The organism is Thioalkalivibrio sp. ALD1, from assembly GCF_000381245.1.
GTDB lineage: Bacteria > Pseudomonadota > Gammaproteobacteria > Ectothiorhodospirales > Ectothiorhodospiraceae > Thioalkalivibrio.
Window position 1 is genome coordinate 497,027 of the sequence record NZ_KB906241.1, and the last position, 16,326, is coordinate 513,352.

11 protein-coding genes are annotated in these 16,326 nt (G+C 64.9%); 6 read left to right on the forward strand and 5 right to left on the reverse strand.

Annotated features, from left to right (window positions below):
* Window positions 1-84: 84 nt before the first annotated feature.
* Both F623_RS0102350 and F623_RS0102355 read left to right on the forward strand, forming a co-directional pair.
* Window positions 85-1,710, forward strand: coding sequence for a BCCT family transporter (locus F623_RS0102350; protein ID WP_018860898.1), 1,626 nt, complete (start codon window positions 85-87; stop codon window positions 1,708-1,710).
* A 13-nt stretch (window positions 1,711-1,723) separates the two neighbouring features.
* Entirely contained in the window at window positions 1,724-2,605 is an 882-nt protein-coding gene (locus tag F623_RS0102355) for an NAD(P)-dependent oxidoreductase (RefSeq protein WP_018860897.1), read from the forward strand.
* Between the two features lie 13 nt (window positions 2,606-2,618).
* On the opposite strand, the gene F623_RS0102360 is transcribed toward F623_RS0102355, so the two are convergent.
* Genes F623_RS0102360 through purH form a run of 3 tightly spaced genes read right to left on the reverse strand, consistent with a single transcriptional unit; the run spans window position 2,619 to window position 8,011 of the window.
* Window positions 2,619-5,105 (reverse strand): glycogen/starch/alpha-glucan phosphorylase, encoded by a 2,487-nt coding sequence (locus tag F623_RS0102360; protein WP_018868090.1) that lies wholly within the window; start codon window positions 5,103-5,105, stop codon window positions 2,619-2,621.
* A gap of 42 nt (window positions 5,106-5,147) precedes the next feature.
* Window positions 5,148-6,437, reverse strand: a complete 1,290-nt coding sequence (purD, locus tag F623_RS0102365; RefSeq protein WP_018860895.1) for a phosphoribosylamine--glycine ligase — start codon at window positions 6,435-6,437, stop codon at window positions 5,148-5,150.
* An 8-nt stretch (window positions 6,438-6,445) separates the two neighbouring features.
* A complete protein-coding gene (gene purH, locus F623_RS0102370) occupies window positions 6,446-8,011 on the reverse strand; it encodes a bifunctional phosphoribosylaminoimidazolecarboxamide formyltransferase/IMP cyclohydrolase (RefSeq protein ID WP_018860894.1) in 1,566 nt (521 codons plus the stop codon).
* Window positions 8,012-8,483: 472 nt separating this feature from the next.
* Here purH and F623_RS0102375 point away from each other — a divergent pair, with 472 nt between their 5' ends.
* Window positions 8,484-9,281, forward strand: coding sequence for a class I SAM-dependent methyltransferase (locus F623_RS0102375; RefSeq protein WP_019572142.1), 798 nt, complete (start codon window positions 8,484-8,486; stop codon window positions 9,279-9,281).
* Entirely contained in the window at window positions 9,278-10,126 is an 849-nt protein-coding gene (locus F623_RS0102380; RefSeq protein WP_018860893.1) for a methyltransferase domain-containing protein, read from the forward strand. The genes F623_RS0102375 and F623_RS0102380 overlap by 4 nt, the downstream gene beginning before the upstream one ends.
* Before the next feature lie 25 nt (window positions 10,127-10,151).
* Here F623_RS0102380 and F623_RS0102385 read toward each other — a convergent pair whose 3' ends face one another.
* Entirely contained in the window at window positions 10,152-10,892 is a 741-nt protein-coding gene (locus F623_RS0102385) for an arginyltransferase (RefSeq protein WP_018860892.1), read from the reverse strand.
* Window positions 10,893-11,043: 151 nt separating this feature from the next.
* Between F623_RS0102385 and metH the strand changes: the two genes are divergently transcribed.
* Window positions 11,044-14,835: a methionine synthase gene (gene metH / locus F623_RS0102390; RefSeq protein WP_018860891.1), complete on the forward strand. Its 3,792-nt coding sequence runs from the start codon at window positions 11,044-11,046 to the stop codon at window positions 14,833-14,835.
* Window positions 14,836-14,910: 75 nt separating this feature from the next.
* Here metH and F623_RS0102395 read toward each other — a convergent pair whose 3' ends face one another.
* Complete coding sequence (locus F623_RS0102395; RefSeq protein ID WP_018860890.1) at window positions 14,911-15,672, reverse strand: sulfite exporter TauE/SafE family protein; 762 nt, start codon at window positions 15,670-15,672, stop codon at window positions 14,911-14,913.
* Here F623_RS0102395 and F623_RS0102400 point away from each other — a divergent pair.
* Window positions 15,665-16,321, forward strand: a complete 657-nt coding sequence (locus F623_RS0102400) for a DUF4124 domain-containing protein (RefSeq protein WP_018860889.1) — start codon at window positions 15,665-15,667, stop codon at window positions 16,319-16,321. The two genes, F623_RS0102395 and F623_RS0102400, sit on opposite strands and share 8 nt — an antisense overlap.
* The last annotated feature ends 5 nt before the right edge of the window (window positions 16,322-16,326 follow it).

Genomic DNA, 16,326 nt, shown 5'->3' on the forward strand with positions numbered 1-16,326 from the left:
GAAGGATCGGGATGCAATGTCCCGATGTGTGCCGAACACGCCGGTGCGGCGTCCGAATGCAACACAAGAATAGGGGAGCCAAGCATGGAAGAGTCGTCTTCGAGCCCGGGGCTGAACCAGACCCGGATCGCCGGGTTTGGCGTGATCTGCAGCCCGGTGTTCTGGGTTTCCACCCTTGCGATCACGGTGTTCGTGCTGTTCGGGGCATTGTTCCCGGAGCGGGCGGAAGTCATTTTCGAGCAGTTGCAGACCGGCATCTCCGAATATCTCGGCTGGTATTACATGCTGGTGGTGACGATCTTCCTCGTCTTCTCTTTGTACCTGATGTTTTCGCGCTATGGGGCCATACGGCTGGGGGACCAGTTCGAGGTGCCGCGTTTCAGTTACGCCGCCTGGTTCGCGATGCTCTTCTCCGCGGGCATGGGCATCGGGTTGCTGTTCTGGAGCATCGCCGAGCCGATGTACCATTACCTGAGTCCGCCGCATGCCGAGGGAGAAACCAGCGAGGCCGCGGCCGAGGCGATGCGCTATACCTTCTTTCACTGGGGGTTGCACGCCTGGGCGATCTACATCGTCGTCGGCCTGTCGCTGGCCTACTATGCCTACCGGCATAACCTGCCGTTGCTGATCCGCTCCTCGCTGTATCCGTTCATCGGTGACCGCATCTATGGGCCCTGGGGGCATCTGATCGACATCCTGGCCCTGTTCGGGACCATGTTCGGGGTGGCTACTTCGCTGGGCCTTGGGGTCATGCAGATAAACTCGGGCCTGAATTTCGTGTTCGGGATCGAGGAATCCACGCAGATGCAGATCACCCTGGTCGCGATCATCACCCTGATCGCGGTGGGGTCCGTTGCCCTGGGGATCGACCGCGGGATCAAACGCCTGTCCAACTTTAATATCGGACTGGCGGCGCTCCTGGTCGCGCTGCTCCTGATCATGGGGCCGACACTGTTCATTCTGCGTGTGCTGGTGGAGTCGACCGGCAACTACGTGCAGCACCTGCCCGAGATGAGTCTGTGGGCGGATACCATCGACGAAACCGGCTGGGCCACTGCCTGGACCATCTTCTACTGGGGCTGGTGGATCTCCTGGGCACCGTATGTCGGTATGTTCATCGCCCGTGTCTCGCGCGGGCGCACGATCCGTGAATTCGTGGCCGGTGTGCTTCTCGCCCCGACCGCCGCCGCCTTCGTCTGGCTGGCCGTGTTCGGTGGAACCGCGATGAGCTACGAACTGGGCGGCGTGGCCGATCTGACCGGTGCAGTCGAGGAGAGCGTCTCCACCGCGCTGTTCGCGACCATCCAGGCCATGCCGTTGTGGGACTGGTTTGCCGTGCTGGTGATGGCCGCGGCTACCGTTCTGATCGTGACCTTCTTCGTGACTTCATCGGACTCAGGCTCCCTGGTCATCGACACGCTGGCGTCGGGTGACGTACGCAACCCGACCGTAACCCAGCGGGTCTACTGGGCGATCCTTGAGGGGGTTGTTGCCTCGATCCTGTTGCTGGCTGGAGGTCTTGCCGCGTTGCAGGCCGCTGCGATCAGTGTCGGTCTCCCATTTTCGGTCGTGATGCTGGTGATGGTAATCGGCCTGTGGAAGAGCCTGCATCAAACCGAGGCCTTGACCCCGACCAAGTACCAGAAAGAGGCCCCCCCTCCGCATACCCTTTTAGGGTATTCGGAAGACCTGGACGAAAAGATCAAGTAGGAGGAGGTGTTTTATGGCTGCGTCGCGCGTGGCGCTGCTGGGCTGCGGGCTCATGGGGCAACCCATGGGCCTGCGTCTTTTGCGCGCCGGTTTTGCCGTCGAGGCGTACAACCGCACGTCAGAGCGAGCCAGTGACCTGGCCAGCGAGGGGGTGACGGTCCACACCGAGCCGGCGATCGCCGTCGCAGGGGCCGACACCCTGGTGCTGATGCTTTCCGACGCCGCCGCAATCCGGTCGGTGCTGGGGGCATTGCCGGAAGGCGCGCTGAACGGGCGTTGCGTGATCCAGATGGCGACAATCCTGCCGGCGGAGAGCCGCCAGTTGGCCGAGCACCTGCGCCGTTCCGGGGCCTGTTACGTCGAGGCGCCGGTGTTGGGGTCGATTCCGGAAGCGCGCGAAGGGCGTTTGCTGGTCATGGCCGGGGCCGATGCGGCGGAGGATTTCGGGCGGGCCCGTCCGCTGCTGGCCGCCTTGGGCGAGAACCCGCGGCATGTCGGCCCGGTGGGCCAGGGTGCGGCGTTGAAGCTTGCGTTCAATCAGTTGATTGCCAGCCTCACCGCCGCCTTCTCCCTCAGTCTCGGGCTGGTCCGCCGTGAAGGGGCGGACGTCGATACCTTCATGGACATCCTGCGTGAGTCGGCGCTGTATGCGCCGACCTTCGACAAGAAACTGGACAAGATGCTCTCCGGCGACTTCGGGACGGCGAATTTCCCGGTCAAGCACCTGCTGAAGGACGTCCGCCTGGTCGATCGCGCCGCCGAGGACGCGCAGCTCGTTGGTCCATGGCTGCCGCTTCTGGCGCAGCTGCTGGAGCAGGCGCAGGATCGCGGCTTGGCGGATGCCGACTATTCCGCGATCTACAGCGCCATCGCCCCGGAGCCTTCCGCGCACTGACGAAGGTGCGCCATCATGCGGCGCCGTTGGTCCTGGATGGGGTCACCGGCTCCGGGATGATGTCCCAGATCTGGTTGGCGTAGTCGCGTACAGTGCGGTCGATGGAGAAAAAGCCCATGCGCGCGACGTTGTGGATCGCCGCCTCGGCCCAGGCAGACGTATCCGCATACAGGGCGTCCGCTCGATCGCAGGCCTCCGCGTAGGCCTGATAGTCGGCCAGCACGAAGAACGGGTCGTCCTCGCGCAGGTAGCGCCCGAGATCGCGGTGGGTCTCCGGATCGTCGCGGGTGAAGAACCCGGACTCGATCATGTCCACGGCAGCCGCCAGGCCGGGTGTACGTTCCAGGATGGCGGACGGCTGCTCGCCGCTGGCGCGGTGTTCCACAACCTCGTCGGCGGTCATCCCGAAGATGAAGACATTCTCGTCGCCGACGGCATCGCGGATCTCGATATTGGCGCCATCCAACGTGCCGATGGTCAGGGCCCCGTTCAGGGCCAGCTTCATGTTGCCCGTGCCGGAGGCCTCGAAGCCGGCAGTGGAGATCTGCTCGGAGATGTCCGCGGCGGGAATGATGATGCTGGCGGCGCTGACCTCGTAGTTCGGGAAGAACACGCACTTCAGGCGATCGCCGACGGCCGGGTCATGGTTCACGATATCGGCCACCTCGTTGATCACCTGGATGATCGCCTTGGCGCGGGCGTAGCCCGGGGCTGCCTTGCCGCCGAACAGCACCACGCGCGACGGGACGTCCTCGCCGGCACGGATGCGGCGGTACAGGTCAATCACGTGCAGCAACTTCAGCAGTTGGCGTTTGTATTCGTGGATGCGCTTCACCTGGACGTCGAACAGCACATCCGGGTTCAACTCAACCCCGGTGCGTTCGCGAACCAGCTCTGCGAGCCGGACCTTGTTGGCCCGCTTTACCGCCATGAACTCCTTTTGTAGCTCCGGATCGGTGGCGTAGGGTTCCAGGGCCCGCAGGCGCTCCAGGTCGTATTGCCAGTCGTTGCCGATGCGGCGTCCCAGGAGCTCGGTCAGCGCAGGGTTGGACTGGATCATCCACAGCCGCGGCGTCACGCCGTTGGTCACGTTGACGAAGCGTTCCGGCCAGAGCTGGTAGAAGTCCTCGAACAGGGTTTCCTGCAGCAGGCGCGTATGCAGTGCGGCCACGCCATTGATGTGGTGCGAGCCGACTACCGCCAGGTGCGCCATGCGGACCCGGCGTTCGCCTTCCTCGTCGATGATCGACAGGCGCTCCAGACGTTCATTGTCGCCTGGGTAGCGGTGCCGCACCTCCTCCAGAAAGTCGTGATTGATCTGGTAGATGATGCCCATGTGGCGCGGCAGCACATGCTGCATCAGTGGTACCGGCCAAGTCTCCAGCGCTTCGGGCATCAGGGTGTGGTTGGTATACGCAAGGGTCCGCCGGGTGAGATCCCAGGCACGATCCCAGGGCAGGTCGTGGCAGTCGATCAGCAGCCGCATCAGTTCGGCTACGGCGATCGCCGGATGGGTATCGTTCAGCTGGATCGCGGCCTTGTCCGGCAGGGCGTCGAGCGGGTAGCCCAGCGCCAGATGGCGTTCGAGAGCATCCTGCAGCGAGGCGGAAACGAAAAAGTATTCCTGCTTCAGGCGCAGTTCCTTGCCGATCGCGGTGGCGTCGTTCGGGTACAGCACCATGGAGATGGTTTCGGACTGGTTCTTGTCCGCGACCGCCCGGATATAGTCCCCTTCGTTGAAGTAGCGCAGGTCGAAGTCCTGGGTCGCCTTCGCGGCCCACAGGCGCAGATTGTTGACGTTGCGTCGCCCATAGCCCGCCGTCGGATAGTCGTAGGCCATGGCCAGGACTTCCTCCCCGTCTTCCCAGGTGTAGCGGGTCTCGCCATTGGGGTGGTGGTGTTCGACCACGTAGCCGTAAAAATGGATCGAGAACTTGCGGTCCGAGCGCGGAAACTCCCAGGGGTTGCCGTAGCGCAGCCAGTTGTCCGGGTGCTCCACCTGGCGGTAGGGCTCGAACTCCTGGCGGAACATGCCGTATTCGTAGCGGATGCCGTAGCCATAACCGGGGTAGCCCTGGGTGGCCAGCGATTCCAGGATGCAGGCGGCCAGCCGACCGAGACCTCCGTTGCCCAGAGCCGCATCGTCTTCAAGGTCCAGGATTTTGCCGAGGTCCACGCCGAGGTCGGACATCGCCTGGCGCGCCTCGTCGAGGATGCCCATGTTGCGCAGGTTCGCCTCGAGCATGCGCCCGATCAGGTACTCCATCGACAGGTAATAGACGCGCTTGACGTCTTCTTCGGCGAACTGGCGCCGAGTCAACAGGCGACGTTCGACCATGCGCTCGCGGATGGCGAAGGCCAGGGCCTCCATCCAGTCACGGTCGGTGGCCTGGCGCGGGTCTTCTCCCACTACGCGAACGACGGCATCACGGATCGATTGCCGCAGGCCCTCCACATCATTGGGGAGGTGGGGCAGGTGCGTTACTTCGGGGGCGGCCATCAGGCGGTCTCCAGGATCAAAGTTTGAGCCGCCGCCCCGGGTTTACCCCTTGCGAGCGACGGCGCGATAGCCGATATCGGTCCGGCAGTATATATCCTCGAAGTGGATCCGTTGCACGGCTTCGTAGGCCTTTTGCTGTGCAGACTGCACATCGTTCCCGAGGCCTACTACACAAAGCACGCGCCCGCCCGCGGTTACGACCGAGCCGTCCTCGCGTGTTGCGGTCCCGGCATGAAATACATAAGCCTCGGGGTCGTGCTCCACGGCCTCGAGGCCGGTGATCACGTCGCCCTTGCGGTAGGCGCCTGGATAACCGCCGGCCGCCAGTACCACGCCCAGGGCCACGCGCGCATCCCAGCGCGCCTCAATCTGGTCCAGTCGCTCGTCCAGCGCCGCCTCGATCAGGTCGGCCAGGTCCGATTCCAGGCGGCTCAGGATCGGCTGGGTCTCCGGGTCACCGAAGCGGCAGTTGAATTCCAGCACCTTCGGGTTGCCGTCGGCGTCGATCATCACGCCGGCGTAGAGAAAGCCGGTGTAGCGTTCGCCGTCGGCGGCCATACCGCGTACGGTTGGCTCGATGACCTCGCGCAGGATGCGCGCATGCAACTCGTCCGTGACGACGGGGGCCGGCGAGTAGGCACCCATGCCGCCGGTGTTCGGACCCTGGTCGCCGTTGTCACGCGCCTTGTGGTCCTGCGAGGAGGCCAGCGGCAGCACATGCTCGCCGTCCACCATACAGATGAAGCTCGCCTCCTCGCCACGCAGGAACTCCTCGATCACCACACGATGGCCCGCCTCGCCAAAGGCGTTGCCGGCCAGCATGTCGCGCACCGCAGCGCGGGCCTCGTCCTCGGTCTGCGCCAGGATCACGCCCTTGCCAGCGGCCAGGCCGTCGGCCTTGACCACGATCGGCGCCCCGTGGGCCCGGATGAAGTTCAGCGCGGCCGCCTCGTCCTCGAAGCTGCCGTAGGCGGCGGTGGGGATGCCGTGGCGCTGCATGAAGTCTTTCGCGAAGCTCTTGGAGCCCTCAAGCTGCGCGGCCTTTGCCGTGGGGCCGAAGCAGCGGCGCCCGGCGGCGCGGAAGGCATCCACCACGCCGGCAACCAGCGGTGCCTCCGGGCCGACCACGGTGAACGCGATGTCCTCGCGTTCGGCCAGGGCCAGCAGGCCATCGATGTCGGTGACGTCCACCGCGTGGTTCTCGCACTTGTCCGTGCGCGCGGTGCCGGCGTTGCCGGGGGCGACCAGCACCCGCTGCACGCGTGGGGACTGGGCGAGTTTCCAGGCCAGGGCATGCTCGCGGCCGCCGTTGCCAATAACGAGTACGTTCATCACGGACCTCAGTGGCGGAAGTGGCGCATGCCGGTGAACAGCATCGCGATGTCGTGTTCGTTGGCGGCGGCGATCACTTCTTCGTCGCGCATCGAGCCGCCCGGCTGGATCACAGCGGTGATGCCGGCCTCGGCGGCCGCGTCGATCCCGTCGCGGAACGGGAAGAAGGCGTCCGAGGCCATCACCGAGCCGGCCACCTGCAGGCCCTCGTCGGCTGCCTTGATGCCGGCGATCCGTGCGGAGTAGACCCGGCTCATCTGCCCGGCGCCAACCCCGATGGTCTGTTCGTCACGCGCATAGACGATCGCGTTCGATTTCACGTACTTCGCGACCTGCCAGGCGAAGCACAGGTCCTTGGTTTCCTGTTCCGACGGCGCCCGGGCGGTCACGGTCTTCAAATCCACATCGCCGAGCGAGCCACGGTCGGCATCCTGCACCAGCAGCCCGCCGCCGATGCGTTTGTAGTCGAGGCCCGGGGCGGTCGCCGCGGGCGGGATCTCCAGCACCCGCACGTTCTTCTTCGTGGACAGGGCACGCAGTGCACCGGGGGTGATCTCCGGGGCGATGACTACCTCCACGAACTGGCGGCTGATGATCGCGTGCGCGGTGTCGCCGTCCAGCGGGCGGTTGAAGGCGATGATGCCGCCGAAGGCCGAGGTGGGGTCGGTTTGAAAGGCGCGTTCGTAGGCCATCAGTTGGGTCGGGGCGACGGCCACGCCGCAGGGGTTCGCATGCTTCACGATCACGCAGGCCCCGGCCTCGAACTGGCGCACGCATTCCCAGGCGGCGTCGGCATCGGCCAGGTTGTTGTAGGACAGGGACTTGCCCTGGTGCTGGCGGTAGCTGGCCAGCGAGCCGGGTGCCGGCGCGGGATCGCGATAGAACGCGGCGCGCTGGTGCGGGTTTTCGCCGTAGCGCAGGGCTTCGACACGCTCGAAGGTGGCATTGAGCTGACCCGGGAAGAGTTCCGCCTCGCCGTTCTCGTCCAGCGCCGAGAGGTAGTTGCTGATCGCCGCGTCGTAGCGGGCGACATGGTCGAAGGCCGCCACCGACAGGCGAAAACGCAGATGCGCCGGGACCTCGCCGTGCTCGGTCAGGGCGTCGACGATGGCGCCGTACTGGTCCGGGCTGGTGGCGACGGTCACGTCGCGATAGTTCTTGGCCGCCGCGCGCAGCATCGCCGGTCCGCCGATGTCGATGTTCTCGATCGCCTCCGCCAGCGTGCAGCCGGGACGGGCGACGGTGGCCTCGAACGGATACAGGTTGACCACCAGCAGGTCGATCGGTGCGATGTCCTGCTCCGCCATCACCGCGGCATCGACATCGCGCCGCCCCAGAAGGCCGCCGTGGATCCGCGGGTGCAGGGTCTTGACCCGTCCGTCCATGATCTCGGGGAAGCCCGTGTGCTGCGAAACCTCGGTTACCGGGAGGCCCTGTTCGGCCAGCAGCCGCGAGGTGCCGCCGGTGGACAGGAGCTCGACGCCTCGCTCGTGCAGGGCGCGTGCGAGTTCGACCACGCCGGTCTTTTCGGATACGGACAGCAGGGCTCGGCGGACGGGGCGGCTGGCGGTCATTCGGGGGGCCTCTGGAATCGGATCAAAACCCCCATTATAGCGAAGCTCGCCCGGCCGGGTGGCCCGTGCGCGAGCGCCCCATGGCGGCCGCCAACTTGTAATTTTTGTGCAAAACCTTCAGGGTATAAAAACGATTTCGGAACCAATCGCCCGCGACCCGACGCGTTGCGAGGCGCCGTTACCGTTTCCCCGAACCAGGCGGCTGGATCCGCCAGACCACGGTTCGGCATCCGGGCTCGACTGCCCTTCGGATGCGAGGGAAAACCGGCTTCGGCCGGCCGCAGGCGCTGCCCGACAACGCGCCTGCGGGAGAGGACGCCTGATCGCCGGGCGCAGTCAGCCCGGTCCGGATCATCGTCGATGTGCCGCCCGAGCGAGGTGCGCGACGGCGTCCGGTGGGCTTGGTTCCGGCGGTCCGGCCGAAGGTCGGCTGGACCGCGTGAATAACGCAGCACAGCCAAGAGGAATCAGCATGTCCGCGAACATCAAGAATGATCAGGATTTCGGCGAGAAGCCGACCGAGCGTCGCGATACCGAGAACTATCGCAACGAGTACACCACCGGTTTTGTTGACAAGTGGGATGACCTGATCGACTGGGACAACCGCGCCAAGAGCGAAGGCACCTTCTTTATTGAGGAGCTGAAAAAGCGCGGCGCCAAGCGCGTGCTGGACGTGGCGGCCGGTACCGGCTTCCATTCCGTGCAGCTGCGCGAGGCGGGTTTCGATGTGGTCACTGCCGACGGCAGCCCGGAGATGCTGGCCAAGGCCTTCGAGAACGGTCGCAAGCGAGGCCACATCCTGCGCACCGTGCAGGCCGACTGGCGCATGCTGAACCGCGACATCTACGGCCGTTACGACGCGGTGGTCTGCCTGGGTAATTCCTTTACCCACCTGTTCAACGAACACGACCGCCGCAAGGCCCTGGCGGAGTTCTACTCCGCCCTGAACCACGATGGCGTGCTGATCCTCGATCAACGCAACTACGACACCATCATGGACCACGGCTACTCGTCCAAGCATACGTATTACTACTGTGGCGACGACGTTCAGGTGCAGCCGGCGCATGTGGATGAAGGCCTGGCCCGCTTCCAGTACCGCTTCCCGGATGGCTCCGAGTACTTCCTGAACATGTTCCCGCTGCGCAAGGCCTATGTGCGTCGCCTGATGCGCGAGGTCGGCTTCCAGCAGATCGAGACCTACCGCGAGACGGATCCGGACTTCTTCATCCACGTCGCCGACAAGCGTTACATCGAGGACGAGAACCGATGAGCACTCAGTATTCCGACGTCGTCGAGACGGCGCGCGACTACTACAACAGCGAAGACGCCGATACCTTCTACAAGCTGGTGTGGGGTGGCGAAGACCTGCACATCGGCATGTACGAGTACCAGGGCGAGCCGATCGGTGACGCCAGCCGGCGCACCGTCGCGCACATGTCCGACCTGCTCGGCGAGCCGCAGCCGGAATGGCGCGTGCTCGACATGGGCGCCGGCTATGGTGGCGTGGCCCGCTATCTGGTCGAGAACTACGGCTGTGACGTAACCGCGCTCAACCTCTCCGAGAAGGAGAACGAGCGCGATCGCGAGATCAACAAGGCGCGTCATCTCGACCACAAGATCACCGTGGTCGACGGCTCCTTCGAGAAGGTCGACGAGCCGGATGCCTCCTACGATGTCGTCTGGTCCGAGGACTCGTTCCTGCACAGCCAGAACGACAAGAAAAAGGAAGTGATCAAGGAGGCCGCGCGCGTGCTGAAGCCGGGTGGCTGGCTGATCTTCACTGATCCGATGCAGACCGACAACTGCCCGGATGGCGTGCTTGATCCGATCCTGGCCCGCATCCACCTCGACTCGCTGGCCAGCCCCTCGCTCTATCGCGAGGCGGCCAAGGAAGCGGGACTCTACGAGGTCAGCTTCGAGGAGCACTCCAACCAGATCGCGACGCATTATGGTCGTGTGAAGCAGGAACTGGAGTCGCGTGAAGAGGAGTTGCGTGGCTATATCTCCCAGGACTACATCGACCGCATGAAGCAGGGGCTTCAGCACTGGGTGGATGGCGGCAACTCGGGTTATCTGACCTGGGGCATCTTCCGCTTCCGCAAGCCGGGCGAGTAAGCCGGCCGGGGGTGTCCGTCGGCCGCTATGCGCAGGCCGTCAGACGCTTCCAGACTCCGCCCACCCGGCCCTCGATGGGCCGGAAGCGGGTCTTGTAGGCCATCTTCGGGGCCTGGTCGATCCAGTACCCGAGATAGACATGCGGCAGGCGCAGCCGCCGGGCATGCGCGATCTGCGTAAGCACGGCGAGGGTGCCCAGTCCGCGTTCCGGGGTCTCCGGATCGAAAAAACTGTACATGGCCGACAGCCCCTGCGGGGTGCGATCGGTGAGTGCAACGGCCACCAGGGTGTGGTCCCGGCGGAATTCGAGGATATCCACCGGACCGTTGCGGTGGCTGAGCATGCCCGCGTAATCGTCGCGCCCCATGCGTTCCATGCCGCCGCCGGTATGGCGATGGGCGAGATAGCGCGAGAACAGCGGCATGTGCTCGTCCAGATCCGCGCAGGGGGTATGCCCCGGCTGGTCCGGTGGCCGTGTAATCGTGACCGCGAGATCATGATTGCGTTTCAGGCACCGGCGCTGGCTGCGGTTGGGCGCGAAGTCCGCGACGGGGATACGCACCGGCACGCAGGCCGCGCACGTCGGGCAGTGGTGGCGATAGACGAACTGTCCACTGCGGCGAAAGCCTTCGGCGAGCAGTTGCCCGTAGCGTGCCCCGCCCAGGTTGACTGCGGGGTCGACCAGCAGGCTCTGCATCTCGCGGTCGTCCAGATAGGGACAGGCCTGCGGGGCCGTAACAAACCAACGGATCGGGTGCTCCTGCATATGGCTATCGTGACACGACTCGCGACCGGCGCAAAACAGGAGGCCGGACCTGTACAGCACAATCCGGAACTCTGTCCCGGGGTAGGGTTCCCGCCGGGCGTGAACGCCCGGCCACGACCATGAATCCATTCAACACAATGGTGTACCGCACATGACGGCAACGCGAAATGACATCGAGAAGGCGCTGAAAGAGCGCATCCTGATCCTGGACGGCGGGATGGGCACGACCATCCAGCTGTACAAGCTGGAGGAGGCCGACTATCGCGGCGAGCGCTTCAAGGACTGGGAGTCCGACCTGAAGGGCAACAACGACCTGCTGTCGCTGACCCGTCCGGACATCATCGAGCAGATCCATAACGACTACCTCGAGGCCGGCGCCGACATCATCGAGGCCAACACCTTCAACGGTACCCGCATCGCGATGGCGGACTACCACATGGAGGACCTGGTCCCCGAGCTGAACCGCGAATCCGCGAAGCTCGCGCGCAAGGCCGCCGACGCCTGGACGGAGAAGACCCCGGACAAGCCGCGCTTTGTCGCCGGCATCCTCGGTCCGACCAACCGCACCGCGTCGATCTCCCCGGACGTGAACGACCCGGGCGCACGCAACGTCGACTTCGACACCCTGGTCGATGCCTACAAGGAGGCCGCCGAGGCCCTGGTCGAGGGCGGCGTGGACCTGCTGCTGATCGAGACGGTCTTCGACACCCTGAACGCCAAGGCCGCGATCTTCGCGGTGAAGACTCTGGAAGACGAGCTCGGGAAGGACCTCCCGATCATGATCTCCGGGACCATCACCGACGCCTCCGGCCGTACCCTGTCTGGCCAGACCACCGAGGCCTTCTGGAACTCGGTGCGTCATGCGAACCCGGTCTCCATCGGCCTGAACTGCGCGCTGGGCGCGAAAGAGATGCGCCAGTACGTGGAAGAGCTGTCGCGCATTGCTGACACCCATGTCTCCGCGCACCCGAACGCCGGTCTGCCAAACGAGTTCGGTGACTACGACGAATCCCCGGAGCAGATGGCCGACGACGTCGGCCCCTGGGCCGAGCAGGGCATGCTGAACATCATCGGCGGCTGCTGCGGCACGCTGCCGGAGCACATCCGCGCGATGCGCGAGGCGGTGGAGAAGCACCCGCCGCGCAAGGTGCCGGAGATCGCCCCGGCCTGCCGTCTGTCGGGCCTCGAGCCGTGCAACATCACCGACGACTCGCTGTTCGTGAACGTCGGCGAGCGCACCAACGTGACCGGCTCGCGCAAGTTCCTGCGGCTGATCCAGAACGAGGAATACGACGTCGCGCTGGAAGTCGCGCTGAACCAGGTCGAGGGCGGCGCCCAGATCATCGACATCAACATGGACGAGGGGATGCTGGAGTCGCAGGACGCGATGGTCCGCTTCCTCAACCTGCTGGCCGGCGAGCCGGACATCGCCCGTGTCCCGGTGATGATCGACTCCTCCAAGTTCGAGATCATCGAGGCGGGCCTGAAGTGCGTGCAGGGCAAGCCGGTGGTCAACTCGATCTCCATGAAGGAGGGCGAGGAGAATTTCATCGAACAGGCGAAGCTGTGCCGCCGCTACGGCGCCGCGATTGTGGTTATGGCCTTCGACGAGGACGGCCAGGCCGATAACGAGGACCGCCGGGTCGAGATCTGCACCCGGGCCTACAAGCTGCTGACCGAGAAGGTCGGCTTCCCGGCCGAGGACATCATCTTCGACCCGAACATCTTCGCGGTCGCGACCGGTATCGAGGAGCACAACAACTACGGCGTGGACTTCATCGAGGCCACCCGCCGCATCAAGAACGACCTGCCGCACGCGCTGGTCTCCGGCGGCGTGTCCAACGTGTCGTTCTCCTTCCGCGGCAACGAACCGGTGCGCGAGGCGATCCACGCGGTGTTCCTGTACCACGCCATCAAGGCGGGCATGGACATGGGGATCGTGAACGCCGGCCAGCTGGCGGTCTACGACGACATCGACGAAAAGCTGAAGGAAGCGGTGGAGGACGTGGTCCTGAACCGTCGCGACGATTCGACCGAGCGGCTGCTCGATCTGGCCGAGGAGTACAAGGGCCAGGGCGGCGGCAAGAAGGAAGAGAACCTCGAGTGGCGCGAATGGGACGTCACCAAGCGCCTCGAGCACTCGCTTGTCAAGGGTATCGACACCTACGTGGTGGATGACACCGAAGAGGCGCGCCAGGCCTACGACCGCCCGATCCAGGTGATCGAGGGCCCGCTGATGGACGGCATGAACGTGGTCGGCGACCTGTTCGGCGAGGGCAAGATGTTCCTGCCGCAGGTGGTCAAGTCCGCGCGCGTGATGAAAAAGGCCGTGGCCCATCTGATCCCGTACATCGAGGCCGAGAAGACCGGCACCGAGAACAACGGCAAGATCCTGATGGCCACTGTTAAGGGCGACGTCCACGACATCGGAAAGAACATCGTCGGTGTGGTGCTGCAGTGCAACAACTTCGAGGTCATCGATATCGGAGTCATGCAGCCCGGTGCCGAGATCCTGAAGGCGGCCAGGGAGCACGACGTCGACGTGATCGGTCTGTCCGGCCTGATTACCCCCTCGCTGGAGGAGATGGCGAACTTCGCCGCCGATCTCGAACGCGAAGGCATGAAGACCCCGCTGATGATCGGCGGAGCCACCACCTCGCGTGCCCACACCGCGGTGAAGATCGAACCGAACTATTCCGGCCCGGTGGTCTGGGTGAAGGACGCCTCGCGGGCGGTGGGTGTGGCGCAGAGCCTGATCAGCCCCGAGCTGCGCGAGAACTACGCCGCCGAGATCCGCGAGGAGTACGAGAAGCTGCGGATCCAGACGGCCGGCCGCAAGAAGAAGGTTCAGTGGCTCTCGCTGGAAAAGGCGCGTTCCAACAAGCCGCAGATCGACTGGTCGAGCTACTCCCCGACCAAGCCGAAGGCACTGGAGACCGACAAGCTGCCGGGCGAGCCGAAGCTGCTGCACCCGCATGGCGACGGCTCCGTGCTGCTGCGCTTCGACGACTTCGACCTGAACGAGGTCAAGAACTTCATCGACTGGACGCCGTTCTTCCACTCCTGGCAGCTGCACGCCGCCTACCCGCGCATTCTCGACGACGAGAAGGTGGGCGAAGAGGCGCGCAAGCTGTTCAAGGATGCCCAGGAAATGCTCGATCGCATGATCGAGGAGAAGTGGGCCACCCTGCGCGGTGTGGTCGGCTTCTTCCCGGCGAACACCGTCAATGACGACGATATCGAGGTCTACACCGACGAGAGCCGATCGAAGGTGCTGACGAAGCTGCACCACCTGCGTCAGCAGACCGAGAAGCGCCGTGGTCAGCCCAGCCATTCGCTGGCTGACTTCCTGATGCCGAAGGACGTCGGCGGTCCCGACTACATCGGGGCCTTCGCGGTCAGCGCCGGTGGTGACGTCGATGCCAAGGCCGAGGAGTTCGAGAAGGCCAACGACGACTACCACGCGATCCTCGTGAAGAGCCTGGCGGATCGTCTGGCGGAGGCCTTTGCCGAGTGCATGCACCAGTACGTGCGCAAGCACTACTGGGGGTATGTCCCGGACGAGGCGCTTGAAAACGAGGACCTGATCGACGAGAAGTATCAGGGCATCCGTCCGGCCCCGGGCTACCCGGCCTGCCCCGAGCACACCGAGAAGGGCACGCTCTGGGAATTGCTGCAGGCCGACGAGCATGCGGACATGACGCTCACCGAGAGCTACGCGATGCTGCCGGTCTCGGCCGTGTCTGGCTGGTACTTCGCCCATCCGGAGTCGCGCTACTTCGGTCTGGGCAAGATCAACCGCGACCAGGTCGAGGACTATGCCCAGCGCAAGGGCATGTCGTTCGAGGAGGCCGAGCGCTGGCTCGCGCCGAATATCGGCTACGACGACAGCGACGAGGCCAAGGCGGAAGCCAAGGCCGAACGCGAGGCCAAGTCGGCCTGACCGCTGGCTGGATGTGCCGCTAACCGAAGCCCCGCCTCGTGCGGGGCTTCTTTTCGTGTGTGCTTTCGCGCTTGATCAGGGCACCGGTGCCAGCAGCGCGATCCCGGTCAGCACGGTGACCACCTCGAAGGTGCGCTTCACCAGCCGATTGCCGTAGCGGTGAGCCAGTGCTGCCCCCAGATAGCCGCCAATAAAACTGCCGATCAGCAGTGCCGGCAGCCAGTCCCACTGGACCGTGCCGAAGGTGCCGAGCAGCAGTGCCCCGGCGCCATTCCAGACAAGCCCCACCAGTACCATTGTGTAACCGACCGCCTGGGTGTAGCTCATGCCGTACCAGCGCACCAGCCAGAGCGTCACCATGAGCCCGGTGCCGGAGGCCAGCGAGCCATTCAGGATGCCGATGATGAACAGGCCCAGCGCTCCGATCAGGGCGTGTTGCAGGGTCTTGTCCGTCTCGCGCACGGCCTGGCCCAGCTGTGGCCGGCGCCAGGAGTACCAGCCCAGGGCGACGGTCAGCAGGCCCAGGGCGATCTCGCCGGCCCGCGGGGGGATTTCCAGCACCAGCCACGCACCGATCAGCACCCCGGGAAGACCGGCCGCAAGAATGACGGCTAGGCGAGCCGGTTCGAATGTGCTTTGCTTGAGGTGCCGCAGACTGGCCCCGGCGCCAAGCGCAACGGTGGCGATCTTGTGTGTGGCCAGGGCGACGGGATAGGGGAGCCCCAGAAATATGAGGACCGGCAACTGCAACAAGCCGGCCCCGCCGCCCGCAAGGGCGGAGAATCCATTCGCCAGGATGGCGATGAAGAGCAGGCCGAGGTGTTCGAGTATGGTCATGTCAGGGGGCGGAAAGCGCGATTCCGTGTGGCGGCGCGGCGTTTTTTGGGGCCTGGTGGCGCTGGTGCTGGCGCTGCCGGCTCATGCGGAAATCTATCGCTGGGTCGATGATGACGGCACGGTGCATTACTCGAACACCCCACAGCCAGAGGCCAGCCAGCGCGAGCGGCGCGTGTTTGATTCCCGTGGTCTTATGCGGGAGATCATACCTGCTCCCCCCACCCTCGAGGAGCGCGAGCAGGCCCGCGCCGAACAGGAGCAGGCGCAGCAGGAACTGGAGGCCGCGCGCCAGGCCCGGGCCGACCGGGCCACGCGCGCGCATCAGTTAAGACAGGCCTACGAAAACCTTGAGGAAATCGAGGAACTTCGTGCGCGCCGCGAGTCCGCTATCGGCGGGGATATCGCGCGTTCCGAGGCGCAGGAAACGACGTTGTTGCGGGAACGCGAACGTATCCGTCAGCAGTATGCCGACAGCGAATCGGCGTCGTCACGGGAGCGGTTCAAGGCCCAGCTTGATGACCTGGAAGAACGCATTGCGCGCGAACGTGCCTACCGGCAGGGGCAGCAAGACCGCCTGTCTGCCATTCAGCAGCGGCTGGACCTGGACCGCGAGGATTATCAGCGGCTTGTAATGGACGGCGACGGTTAGAAACT

What these genes read in the sequence shown, in the direction of transcription:
- F623_RS0102350 (WP_018860898.1), top strand. Translation starts at nt 85, where the DNA reads ATGGAAGAGTCGTCTTCGAGCCCGGGGCTGAACCAGACCCGGATCGCC.
- F623_RS0102355 (WP_018860897.1), top strand. Translation starts at nt 1,724, where the DNA reads ATGGCTGCGTCGCGCGTGGCGCTGCTGGGCTGCGGGCTCATGGGGCAA.
- F623_RS0102360 (WP_018868090.1), bottom strand. Translation starts at nt 5,105, where the DNA reads ATGGCCGCCCCCGAAGTAACGCACCTGCCCCACCTCCCCAATGATGTG.
- purD (WP_018860895.1), bottom strand. Translation starts at nt 6,437, where the DNA reads ATGAACGTACTCGTTATTGGCAACGGCGGCCGCGAGCATGCCCTGGCC.
- purH (WP_018860894.1), bottom strand. Translation starts at nt 8,011, where the DNA reads ATGACCGCCAGCCGCCCCGTCCGCCGAGCCCTGCTGTCCGTATCCGAA.
- F623_RS0102375 (WP_019572142.1), top strand. Translation starts at nt 8,484, where the DNA reads ATGTCCGCGAACATCAAGAATGATCAGGATTTCGGCGAGAAGCCGACC.
- F623_RS0102380 (WP_018860893.1), top strand. Translation starts at nt 9,278, where the DNA reads ATGAGCACTCAGTATTCCGACGTCGTCGAGACGGCGCGCGACTACTAC.
- F623_RS0102385 (WP_018860892.1), bottom strand. Translation starts at nt 10,892, where the DNA reads ATGCAGGAGCACCCGATCCGTTGGTTTGTTACGGCCCCGCAGGCCTGT.
- metH (WP_018860891.1), top strand. Translation starts at nt 11,044, where the DNA reads ATGACGGCAACGCGAAATGACATCGAGAAGGCGCTGAAAGAGCGCATC.
- F623_RS0102400 (WP_018860889.1), top strand. Translation starts at nt 15,665, where the DNA reads ATGGTCATGTCAGGGGGCGGAAAGCGCGATTCCGTGTGGCGGCGCGGC.
- F623_RS0102395 (WP_018860890.1), bottom strand. Translation starts at nt 15,672, where the DNA reads ATGACCATACTCGAACACCTCGGCCTGCTCTTCATCGCCATCCTGGCG.